This window comes from Amaricoccus sp., assembly GCF_036846665.1.
Classification (GTDB): domain Bacteria; phylum Pseudomonadota; class Alphaproteobacteria; order Rhodobacterales; family Rhodobacteraceae; genus Amaricoccus.
Map to the genome: position 1 here is coordinate 1 of NZ_DAIUBO010000125.1, position 11002 is coordinate 11002.

At 69.4% G+C, this 11002-nt stretch carries 8 protein-coding genes and 1 pseudogene; 8 read left to right on the top strand and 1 reads right to left on the bottom strand.

What is annotated here, in order from left to right; translation table 11 throughout:
* The 5 genes and pseudogenes from V7050_RS12785 to V7050_RS12805 form a co-directional block, all read left to right on the top strand.
* Positions 1-403, top strand: a pseudogene (locus V7050_RS12785) (hypothetical protein); the annotation flags it as partial.
* Positions 387-1154, top strand: coding sequence for a type III pantothenate kinase (locus V7050_RS12790; RefSeq protein ID WP_324368631.1), 768 nt, complete (start codon positions 387-389; stop codon positions 1152-1154). The pseudogene V7050_RS12785 and the gene V7050_RS12790, both read left to right, overlap by 17 nt.
* A 10-nt stretch (positions 1155-1164) precedes the next feature.
* Positions 1165-2838 carry a ribonuclease J gene (locus tag V7050_RS12795; protein WP_324368629.1) on the top strand — a complete coding sequence of 558 codons (1674 nt, stop codon included), beginning with the start codon at positions 1165-1167 and terminating at the stop codon, positions 2836-2838.
* Positions 2839-2897: 59 nt separating this feature from the next.
* Positions 2898-4664 carry a LuxR C-terminal-related transcriptional regulator gene (locus V7050_RS12800; RefSeq protein ID WP_324368628.1) on the top strand — a complete coding sequence of 589 codons (1767 nt, stop codon included), beginning with the start codon at positions 2898-2900 and terminating at the stop codon, positions 4662-4664.
* Between the two features lie 219 nt (positions 4665-4883).
* On the top strand, positions 4884-6167 hold the full coding sequence (locus V7050_RS12805) for a DVUA0089 family protein (RefSeq protein WP_324368626.1): 1284 nt from the start codon (positions 4884-4886) through the stop codon (positions 6165-6167).
* A 93-nt stretch (positions 6168-6260) separates the two neighbouring features.
* Here the strand turns inward: V7050_RS12805 and V7050_RS12810 are convergent, their stop codons facing one another.
* The gene (locus V7050_RS12810; RefSeq protein WP_324368624.1) at positions 6261-7784 is read right to left on the bottom strand and encodes a DEAD/DEAH box helicase; all 1524 of its coding nucleotides are present in this window, start codon (positions 7782-7784) and stop codon (positions 6261-6263) included.
* A 197-nt stretch (positions 7785-7981) separates the two neighbouring features.
* On the opposite strand from V7050_RS12810, the gene V7050_RS12815 reads away from it, so the two are divergent.
* The 3 genes from V7050_RS12815 to V7050_RS12825 all read left to right on the top strand — a co-directional run bounded on the left by V7050_RS12815 (position 7982) and on the right by V7050_RS12825 (position 10811).
* Positions 7982-8920, top strand: a complete 939-nt coding sequence (locus tag V7050_RS12815; protein ID WP_324368622.1) for a diacylglycerol/lipid kinase family protein — start codon at positions 7982-7984, stop codon at positions 8918-8920.
* Between the two features lie 8 nt (positions 8921-8928).
* Positions 8929-9741 (top strand): metallophosphoesterase family protein, encoded by an 813-nt coding sequence (locus V7050_RS12820; protein ID WP_324368620.1) that lies wholly within the window; start codon positions 8929-8931, stop codon positions 9739-9741.
* A 278-nt stretch (positions 9742-10019) separates the two neighbouring features.
* A complete protein-coding gene (locus tag V7050_RS12825) occupies positions 10020-10811 on the top strand; it encodes a ferredoxin--NADP reductase (RefSeq protein WP_324368618.1) in 792 nt (263 codons plus the stop codon).
* Positions 10812-11002 lie beyond the last annotated feature (191 nt).

The following is an 11002-nucleotide window of genomic DNA, read 5'->3' on the forward strand; positions in this document are numbered from 1 at the left end:
GGCCATCGGCATCGGCGTCAACCTCGCCGCGGCGCCCGCTGCCGCGGAGGTGGAGCCGGGGGCGACGGAGCCGGTGGACCTCCTGAGCGGGGCCGGCGTCTCGATCGCGCCGGAGGCCTTCCTCGACCTCCTGGCGCCGGCGGTCGCCCATTGGGAGCGCCGGCTCATGCAGGAGGGCTTCGCGCCCCTGCGCGCCGCCTGGCTCGCCCGTGCGGCGCGGCTCGGCGAGACGGTCACCGCACGGCTGCCCGGCCGCGAGATCGGCGGGCGCTTCGAGACCATCGACGAGAGCGGCGCGCTGGTGCTCGTCACGCCCCAGGGGCGGGTGAGCCTGCCGGCGGCCGAGATCCAGTTCGGCCATGACCCTTCGGCCGGGGAGGCGCCGCATGCTGCTCGCCATTGACGTCGGCAACACCAACACGGTCTTCGCGCTGCACGACGGCACGGAGATCGTCGCCGAATGGCGCTGCAGCACCGAGCGCGCCCGCACGGCGGACGAGTATTTCGTCTGGCTGCAGCAGCTCATGGCCAATCTCGGGCTCAGGCCGCAGGTGCGCTCGGTGGTGATCTCCTCGGTGGTGCCGCAGGTGGTGTTCAACCTGAGGATCCTCTCCGACCGCTATTTCCACACCCGCCCGCTGGTGGTCGGCAAGCCGGAGGTCAATCTCGGGCCGCCGCCGCGGGTCGATCCCACCACCCACGTCGGCGCCGACCGGCTGGTCAATACCGTCGGCGCCTTCGACCGCTACGGCGGCGACCTGATCGTGGTCGATTTCGGCACCGCCACGACCTTCGACGTGGTGGGCGAGGACGGGGCCTACGAGGGCGGGGTGATCGCGCCCGGCGTGAACCTCTCGCTCAAGGCGCTGCACGACGCCGCCGCGGCCCTGCCCTTCATCGACGTGTCCAGGCCCGAGCGCGTGGTCGGGACCAATACCGTCGCCTGCATGCAATCGGGCGTCTTCTGGGGTTATGTCGGGCTGGTCGAGGGCATCTGCGCCCGCATCCGCGCCGAGCGGGACCGGCCGATGACCGTCATCGGCACCGGCGGCCTCAGCACCCTCTTCGCCCAGGGCACGGACGTATTGCAGGTGATCGACACCAAGCTGACCATTCACGGCCTGGTGCTCATCGATCGCATGAACATGGAGTGACGCGGAAGACATGGCCAGAAAGGACCGGCTGATCTACGTCCCGCTCGGCGGCGCGGGCGAGATCGGCATGAACATGTATCTCTACGGCTTCGGGCCGAAGGACGCCGAGCGTTTCATCCTCGTGGACGTCGGCGTGACCTTTCCGGACATGGCCTCGACCCCGGGCGTCGAGCTGATCATGGCGGATCCGTCCTTCATCCAGGCCCGCGCCGACCGGCTGGAGGCGATCTTCATCACCCATGGCCACGAGGACCATGTGGGCGCGCTCGGCATCCTCTGGCCGCGGCTCAAGGCGCCGGTCTATGCGCGGCGTTTCACCGCGGCGCTGGCCAAGGGCAAGATGGAGCGCTCGGGCCATGACACCGGCGCGGTGCGGCAGGCCGACGCCTGGCCGCATGTGACCCATGCCGGTCCCTTCGCCGTGGGCTTCGTGCCGGTGTCGCATTCCATTCCCGAGGCGTCCTGCCTCGTGATCGACACGCCGGCGGGACGGATCCTGCACAGCGGCGACTTCAAGGTGGACCCGACGCCGCTGGTCGGCGAGCCCTTCGAGCCGGCGACCTTCCGGGCGATCGGGGATGCCGGCGTCAAGGCGCTGGTCTGCGATTCGACCAACGTCTTCTCCGAGCACCCCGGCCGCTCGGAGGCCTCGCTCGCGGCACCGATCACCGCGCTGGTGCGCGGCGCCGAGGGGCTGGTCGCGGCGACCACCTTCGCCTCCAACGTCGCGCGGCTGAAGACGCTGGCGCAGGCGGGCAAGGCGGCGGGGCGCGAGGTGGTGGTGCTCGGCCGGGCGATGAACACGATGCTCAGGACCGCCCATGCCGCGGAGGTGCTGGCGGACTTCCCCAAGACCATCGACCCGCTCGACGCCGACGGCATTCCGCGCGACCGGCTCATGCTGCTCGCGACCGGCAGCCAGGGCGAGCGCCGCGCCGCCACGGCCCAGCTCGCCGCGGGCAAGTACATGGGCTTCGAGCTGAAGAAGGGCGACACCTTCCTCTTCTCCTCCAAGACCATCCCCGGCAACGAGGTGAGCGTGGCGCGCATCCTCAACCAGCTGAGCGAGAAGGGCGTGCGCGCCATCGACGACAGCGACGGGCGCTACCACGTCTCGGGCCATCCGAACCGGCCGGATCTGGAGGCGATGCACGACCTGGTGCGGGCGAGGGCCATCGTGCCGATGCATGGCGAGCACCGGCATCTGGCCGCCCATGCGGAGCTCGCCGAATCCCGCGGCACCGCGGCGGTGGTGGCGCCAAACGGCACCATGCTCGACCTCGCCGGCGAGGCGCCCGCGGTGGTGGAGCGGATCGAGACTGGGCGGCTCTATCTCGACGGCTCGGAACTGATCGGCGCGACCGACGGCGTGGTGCGCGACCGCATCCGCATGGCGATCCGCGGCCATGTGGCGGTCAGCGTGGTGATCGACGAGGACGGGCGGCCGCTCGGCGACGTCTGGGTCCAGGCCACCGGCCTTCCCGACGACCCGCGGCTGCGCGACGGGATCGAGGGCACGCTGGAGGCCGAGATCGGCAGGGTGCTCGCCCGCGCCCGCAAGGCGGAGATCGCCGACGACGACGCGCTGGAGGAGCTGATCCTGCGCAGCTGCTCGAAAACCTGCGACGACGCGATCGGCAAGAAGCCGGTCTGCAGCGTGATGATCAGCCGGCTCGAGGCCTGAGGGCAGGGTCAGCACCGGGGGTCAGGCGCAAGGTCCCGTCTTGAATCGACCAAGGGTTGATGAGACCATCTCTCCGGAGGTGCGCCCTGGAGAACAAGGTCCGGTCCCGGGATCTGGTCGGAAGCCTTCTCGACGTATCGGTCAGCCCGGAACGTCTGAGGGATCTGATCGCATTGTGGGACGAGCGGATCTTCGATTCCGGTCCGGATCGGGTCATCTGGCTGACCGGCGCCGCCGGTTCGGAATTCGCGCGCCAGGTGGCCGGTGCCGTACGGATCCTGGAGAGCCTCCGGGCGGCGGAGCGGCAACAGTTCAGCGAGACGCTGTCGTCGATTTCCGGCGCGTCGATGGTGCTCACGCAGGACGGGGAGGTGATCGCGGCCAACGATGCCGCGCGCGCCGCCTTCGGGCTGACGCCCGGCGACACGATCCGATCCATGCCGCTCGACGTCGCGACCTGCGCCGAATTTGTGCAGCGGATCGCCGAGGTCGCGGGGGCGGGCGCCGTCCGGGAGGTTGTCGTGCGGCTGCGGCCGGAGGGCCCCGATCGGGTCATTCAGGTCCATCTCAGGGCCCTTCAGGGCGGGAGGGCGCGACCGCTCGTTCTGGCGGTCACCAGCGAGCAGGCCTGGTCCGGGGATATCTCGCGCCTGCTGGTCCGGGTGTTCGATCTGGCCCCTGCCGAGGTCGAGGTGCTGCGCCTCCTGACGGGAGGCTCCACCGTCACGGGCATCGCCGAGGCCACCGGGCGGAGCCGGGGCACCATTCGCGCGCAGATTCACGCGATCCTCCAGAAGACCGAGACGCGGAACCAGGCGGAAGCCGTGCGGCTCGCGATGATGCTGATGGATTCGATGCGGGTGCAGACGCGGCCGCGTCCGGTTCAGCTGGCGCCCGAGCCGCACCGGCGCTTCCTACGGATGCCCGACGGACGGCGGGTCGAGGTGATGCGCTTCGGTACCCCCGGCGGGCGGCCGATACTCTGGATGCAGTCCTTCTACGGGCGCATTCGCCTGCCCCGTTCGGCCGAAAAGGACCTGGCTAGGCGGAGGCTCGAAGTGGTGTTGCCGATCCGGGCAGGCTATGGCGGTAGTGATCCGGCGCCAAAGGGGCGCAATCCGTTCGAGGTCGCGGCCGCGGACATCGGCTCCGTCATGGCGCAGCTGCGGATTTCCGACGCGCCCGTGGTCGCCCCCGACGACAGCATCCGGCTTGCGCTGATGCTGGCGAAGGCAGAGCCTGCGAGGGTGCGCCATGTCTTCGGGCTCGGGTCTTCTTTTCCGATACGGAGCGACGAGCAGTATCGTCGCCTCTTTCCGCCCGCCAGAATTTTCCGCGCCTGTGCTCGCTATCAGCCGAAGGCGCTGACTTTCCTGACTCGAGCGTTCCGGGTGGCAATGTTCGGGCATGGCGTCGAACGCTACCTTGGCGGATCATATGCAAGCTCTGCGTCCGACGCGCGCGCTTTCGCGGATCCCGAAATCGCCGAAGCGGTCGTTGCGGGCGTAACCTACATGTTCGCCGCCGGTGGTCCATCGGACGTGGCGTTTTCGGCCGAGCTTGCTTTGGTTCACCAGGACTGGCCGGAACCACTCGGCCGTCCTGCCTGTCCGGTGACGCTCATCCACGGCGAGCAGGATGGAAACTCCCCCTGCGAGACTGCGCGCGACTATTGCGCGCTCTATCCGGCCTGGCGCTACATCGGCTATCCGGACGAGGGGCAGCTTCTGGCCTATACCCGGTGGCGGGACGTCTTCGACCTGATCGAGGCATCCGGCAGCTTCGCGGGGGCAGAGCCCATCCGGATCGACACGCTCCCGACCTGAACCGGCCGCGGTCGGGACCGGAAATATTCTTGCGCCTATATCACTTGATAGATGCGGCAAGCGATCAGTGATCGCACCTTTTCTCGCGCTGGGTTGTATCGGGTTTCGGGCCTGACTGTGCCGAAGGCGTGTTGGCGGCGTTCCTGGGCTCGTCCGTTCCAGCGGTACCTGTAGCTTCGCGGCACCCGAGGGTGCCGCAATTTCGGAGGGTGGGGAATCATGGCGATCATCACGGGAGACTCTGGTGCCAATACGCTTTTGGGCGGGGCCGAGGATGACATCATCCGCGGGTTCCAGGGCAATGACAGGCTGGAGGGCCGGGCCGGCGACGACAGGCTCTACGGGGGCCATGGCAGCGACACGCTGCTCGGCGGCGGCGGCAACGACCTGCTGTTCGGCGGCTCCGGGGACGACACGCTCTACGGTGGCGACGGGGACGACATCCTGGACGGCGGCCTCGGCCGCGACGTCATGTACGGCGGCGCCGGCGCCGACGTGTTCCGCTTCGACGACCTCGACGCCGGTGACGCCACGGCGGGTCCGCGCTCGGACGTGATCGCCGACTTCGGCGTGGACGACATGATCGATCTCACCGCGGTGGACGTGCTCTTCTATCACGGCTGGGGGAGCGAGCCGGCGCGCGGCAGCTTCAGCATCTGGGAGGGCGGCGGCAATACCTACGTGAGCTGGTACACCTTCGGCACCTACCACGACATCGAGCTGACCGGCTATTCAGGGGACGTGTACAGCCAGATCAAATGGTACGAGGACGATTACACCGGTGGCACGAACACGACTGGAAGCATCGCCGCCGGACAAACCCAAACCGGCAGCTTCGAGGTCAATGGAGACAATGACTGGTTCAAGATCACGCTCACCCAAGGCGAGCGCTATACCGTCGATCTCGCCGGCGGGTCCGGCGGTTCGGTACCCCTGAATTATCCCTATCTGGCGCTGTACGATGCCGACGGCAACTGGATTACGGACGGCTACGATGACGACGAAGACGGTGACGCGCAGCTCCAGTACTATGCCTACACCTCGGGAACGTATTTCATCTCGGCGTCGAGCAATGCTACCGGGTCTTACCAGCTCGATGTGGCCGCGGAGGCGTTCAGCGACGACTACGGCAACGACGCCTCGACAGCGGGCCAGATCGCCGCGGGTGAATCCGTCACCGGCGAGATTGAACGCGAATACGACGAGGACTGGTTCGCGATCACGTTCACCTTAGGCGAGACGTACACGATCGATTTGCAGGGGCAAGACAGCGGCCTCGGAACCTTGCACGATCCCTACCTAATCCTCTATGACGCCGACGGGAACTGGGTCGATGAGAACGACGACAGCGGCTCGCTCGATTCGCAGCTGGTTCATACGGCTGCGGCGAGCGGAACCTACTATATCGTGGCCAGAGAGCTAGACGATGGAACCGGAACCTACTCGTTGAGCGTTACTGCCGGCGATGCGACGCCTGCGGACGACGCGCTTCTGATGCTCTGATTTCACTAAGCGAGTCGGCAGTGTCGGGCACTGTGGCCGGGCGCGGCGTGATGCCCGCGCACGCGGTTCGCTGACCGGTCAGCCGCGGCTCGATCATGCGGCGGAGGGTGTGGCCGGGACGGGCTCGGCCTTGGTCCGGGCGCCGCGTCGGGAAGCGGGCCGCGGCGTCTCGGCCGGCGCTGCCTCCGCGGTCTCTCCCTCGGGCTCGGAAGCGACCCGAAGCTCGCGCATCAGGAAGGCCGGGACGTGATCACCCATGCCGGGGGTGGCGGGCTCGGAGCGGCCGCCACGACCGCGGCCGCGGCGTTGCTCGGGAGCGGCCCGACCTTCGGCGGCGGGCGCCGTGGTCCTGGCGCGCTTCTCGGGCCGCTGCGGCCCGGAGCGGTTGGAACGGGACGCCTCGCGCGGCTCCTCCGCGGGTTCCGGCGGCTCGGAGGCGGTCGCCTCGGCCGCCGCGGTTTCGGGGCGGGCGAGCGGGCTTTCCATCGGCGGGATGGTCTTCTTGACCAGCTCCTCGATCTTGTCGAGATACTTGGCCTCGTGCGGCAGGCAGAGGGTGATCGACTTGCCCGAGCGCCCGGCGCGGCCGGTGCGGCCGATGCGGTGCACGTAATCCTCGGAATGGATCGGCACGTCGAAATTGAAGATGTGGCTGACATTCGGGATGTCGAGCCCGCGCGCGGCGACGTCGGAGGCGATCAGGAGCTTGAGCTCGCCGTCGCGGAAGCTGTTCAGGATCCGCGTGCGCACCGACTGGTCGAGATCGCCGTGAAGGGCGGCCGCGTCGAAGCCGTGCTTTTTCAGCGATTTGGCCACCACGTCCACGTCGACCTTGCGGTTGCAGAAGACGATGCCGTTGGTCAGCCCCTCGCCCTCGGCGCGGATCAGCCGCCGCAGAAGCTCGCGCTTCTCGCTCGCGCCGCTGTCCTTGCGCGCCGGCTTGTGGCGGCAGACGAACTGGTCGATGGTCTCCGAGGTCGTCGCCTGGCGCGCCACCTCGACCCGGACCGGGTTGTGCAGGAATTCCTGGGTGATGCGCGTGATCTCCGGCGCCATCGTCGCCGAGAAGAACAGCGTCTGCCGGGTGAAGGGCACCAGCTTGAAGATGCGCTCGATGTCGGGGATGAAGCCCATGTCGAGCATGCGGTCGGCCTCGTCGACCACCATGATCTGCACGCCGGTCAGCATCAGCTTGCCGCGCTCGAAATGATCGAGCAGCCGGCCGGGCGTGGCGATCAGCACGTCGACGCCCCGGTCGATCAGCTTGTCCTGGTCCTTGAAGCTGACGCCGCCGATCAGCAGCGCCATGGAGAGCTTCACATGGGCGGAATATTTCTCGAACTGCTCGGCCACCTGGGCGGCGAGCTCGCGGGTGGGGCAGAGCACGAGGCTGCGCGGCATGCGCGCCCGGGCGCGGCCCTTGCTCAGATGCGTGATCATCGGCAGGACGAAGGCGGCGGTCTTGCCGGTGCCCGTCTGGGCGATGCCGAGCACGTCCCGGCCCTCGAGCGCGCTCGGGATCGCCTGCTGCTGGATCGGGGTGGGGGTGGCGTAGCCGGATTCGCTCACGGCCTGCAGGACCCGCGGGTCCAGCGAGAGATCGGAAAAACTGGTCATGCTGCCTTCGTGCTGTTGACTTGCGGCGTTGCGGCCGCAGGTTCCAGCGCGGCCCGAGTCCCCGGATCGGGACTCTCGATTGTGCGCGTGACATAATACGGATCGGGAAAAAGGTCAATGACATTGCCCGGACTGCGCCCCGCAACCGCCGGCGAAGCGGATCCCCGGGCGCCTGCCCGGCCGGCGGGAGCGCCGAGATGACGGCCGGCACCGCCGATCCGGCCACCGGCTCCGCGGGCGGCGACATCAGGGTCATCCTGAACGCCGGCTCCGGCAAGCGCTCGAAAAGGGCGCAGGTCGAGGAGCTGACGGCGCTCTTCGATCGCTATCCGGGGCGTTTCTCGCTCCGGGTGGTGCACGGCGGCCGCATGATCGCGCGCGAGACGGCGCGGGCACTCGAGGCCGGCGTGCCCACCATCGTGGCGGCCGGGGGCGACGGCACGATCTGCGGCATCGCCGCAAGGCTCGCCGGCACCGGCGCCCGGCTCGGCGTGCTGCCGCTCGGGACCTTCAACTATTTCGCCCGCTCGCTCGATCTGCCCGAGGATCTGGAGGCGGCAGTGCGGGTGCTGGCCGAAGGCCACGAGCGCGCCATCCCGGTCGGCGAGGTCAACGGCCGGGTCTTTCTCAACAACGCGAGCCTGGGCGCCTATGCGGCGATCCTGTTCCGCCGGGAGCGGGTCTACCGCCGCTGGGGGCGCAGCCGGATCGCGGCCTATTGGTCGGTGCTGACCACGCTCGTCCGCTTCCGCTCCTCCCTCGACGTCGCGATCACCGTCGACGGCGCGACACGCGCCTTCCGCACGCCGCTGGTCTTCGTGGCGAAGAACGCCTTCCAGCTCGAGCTCTTCGAGCTCGAGGGCGCCGATCGCGTGCGGTCGGGCGATTTCGCGGTCTTCGTCGCCCCCGACTGCTCGCGGCTGGACCTGCTCGGCACCGCCGTCCGGCTCGCCTTCCGCAGCCTGCAGCCGTCGCGCGATTTCGAGCTGATCTGCGGTCGTGACGTCCGGGTCGAGATGCGCCGCCGGCGGCGGCTGGTGGCGCGCGACGGCGAGCGCGAGCGCATGACCGGGCCGTTCCGCTTCGCGATGCGGCCCGAGGCGCTGCGTGTCATCGTGCCCGCCGGGCCGGGCTGACGCCCGCCATGCGGCGCCTCGTCCATCTCTCCGACCTGCATTTCGGGCGCGCCCGTCCGGAATTGCTGGACCCGCTTCTGGCGGCGATCGCCGGGGCGGCGCCGGATCTGGTGGTGGTCTCGGGCGATCTCACCCAGCGCGCGCGCAACCGGCAGTTCGCCGAGGCGCGGCGGTTCCTCGACCGGCTCGACGCGCCCTGGCTGGCGATCCCGGGCAACCACGACATCCCGCTCGGCAATCTCGCCTCGCGGCTGGTCGATCCGTTCCGCCGCTACCGCCGCTGGATCGACCGCGACCTCGAGCCGCGCTTCGTGGACGCGGAGCTGGCGGTGGTCGGGATCAACACCGTCGATCCGCTCGCCTGGCAGCGCGGGCGGATCGGCCGAAGCGCCACCCGCCGCGCCGCCACTGCCCTCGCCGCCGCCGGGCTAGCCACCCGCATCGTGGTGGTGCATCACCCCTTCGAGCACCTGCCGGGCGAGCCGAAGACGCTGATGAAGCATGCGCCCCGCGGGATCGAGGCGCTGACCCGGGCCGGCGCCGATATCGTGCTCTCGGGGCATCTGCATGCCTGGCGCGCCGAGCCGGCCGCCCTGCGCATCGGCGAGGCGCGCAGCCTGCTGATCCAGGCGGGCACCGGGCTCTCCACGCGGCTGCGCGGCGAGGAGAACGATTTCAATCTCCTGACGATCCTGCCGGCTGCGGTCACGGTCGAGCGCTTCACCGCCCGCGCCGATGCCCGGAGCTTCCGGCGCGGCGGGGCGGCGGAATTCCTCCGCACCGCGGAAGGCTGGGAGCGACGGCAACCTCCGGGCGCCTGACCGACGTCGCGCGCGCCCCCGGACCATGCCTCGGGCCAGTGAAAAGGCCGCGCCCCGCGCGGCCCGCGGAGCCTTCCCCCGGACCGAGAAAGCGAGGCTCCGGTGGCGCCTTGCCCGGCCCGGTCGCCACGGGTCGATCGGGCTGGGGACACCCGGGCCGCGGGCCAAACGGGCGTCGGCTGCGAGGACCGTGGGCCGCGGGCGCAAAAAGCGCTGCCGGGGTTTCGCCGGGCGAAGCTTCGGTGTAAGAGCGGCGCGTTTTCCGGGAGTCGAGGAACATGGACCAGGTTGTCGACAAGGCGTTGCGCGGCATGACGCTGCTGAAGGTGCGCAACATCCGCCACTGGACGGACAAGACCTTCTCGTTCAACTGCGACCGGCCGGCGGGATTCCGCTTCCGCTCGGGCGAGTTCGTGATGATCGGGCTGATGGTCGAGGGCAAGCCGCTGGTGCGCGCCTATTCCATCTGCTCGCCGTCCTGGGACGAGGAGCTGGAGTTCTATTCGATCAAGGTCGCCGACGGGCCGCTGACCTCGCGGCTCCAGCATCTCCGGGAAGGCGACGAGATCGTGATGCGGCCGAAGCCGGTGGGCACGCTGGTCCATGACGCGCTCCTGCCCGGCCGCCGGCTCTTCCTCTTCTCCACGGGGACCGGGATCGCGCCCTTCGCCTCGATCATCCGCGACCCCGAGACCTACGAGAAGTTCGACCGGGTGGTGCTCACCCACACCTGCCGCGAGCTGGCGGAGCTCGGCTTCGGCAAGGATCTGATCCAGCGCATCGCCGGGGACGAGCTCCTGTCGGAGATGGTGGGCGACAAGCTGACCCTGATCTCGACGACGACGCGGGAGGCGAGCCCGCATGCGGGCCGCATGACCGACTGGATCCGCGACGGCCGCCTGGCCGAAGCGGTGGGCGGCGCCCTCGATCCGGCCACCGACCGGGTGATGATCTGCGGCTCCATGGCGATGCTGCAGGACCACAAGGCGCTCTGCGAGGCCGCCGGCTTCACCGAAGGCTCCAATTCCGAGCCCGGCCGGTTCGTGATCGAGAAGGCCTTCGTCGACTGACCGGACCGGCATTCGGGCCCGGTGGCGGGACGACATTCCCGTCGCAGGCTTGGCGCGTGACATCAACGACCCTTCCGCCTGACTGACACAGGGCTCCCCGGTCCGCATCTAGGGACAGGGAAAGGGCCGCGCCCCGCGCAGGGCCGGCGCGGCCCGATCGCCACGGGTCGATCGGGCTGGGGACACCCGGG

Excerpts from the sequence above, each read along its gene's own strand:
- V7050_RS12810 (WP_324368624.1), bottom strand. The coding sequence starts at position 7,784 with ATGACCAGTTTTTCCGATCTCTCGCTGGACCCGCGGGTCCTGCAGGCC.
- V7050_RS12800 (WP_324368628.1), top strand. The coding sequence starts at position 2,898 with ATGAGACCATCTCTCCGGAGGTGCGCCCTGGAGAACAAGGTCCGGTCC.
- V7050_RS12825 (WP_324368618.1), top strand. The coding sequence starts at position 10,020 with ATGGACCAGGTTGTCGACAAGGCGTTGCGCGGCATGACGCTGCTGAAG.
- V7050_RS12805 (WP_324368626.1), top strand. The coding sequence starts at position 4,884 with ATGGCGATCATCACGGGAGACTCTGGTGCCAATACGCTTTTGGGCGGG.
- V7050_RS12790 (WP_324368631.1), top strand. The coding sequence starts at position 387 with ATGCTGCTCGCCATTGACGTCGGCAACACCAACACGGTCTTCGCGCTG.
- V7050_RS12815 (WP_324368622.1), top strand. The coding sequence starts at position 7,982 with ATGACGGCCGGCACCGCCGATCCGGCCACCGGCTCCGCGGGCGGCGAC.
- V7050_RS12820 (WP_324368620.1), top strand. The coding sequence starts at position 8,929 with ATGCGGCGCCTCGTCCATCTCTCCGACCTGCATTTCGGGCGCGCCCGT.
- V7050_RS12795 (WP_324368629.1), top strand. The coding sequence starts at position 1,165 with ATGGCCAGAAAGGACCGGCTGATCTACGTCCCGCTCGGCGGCGCGGGC.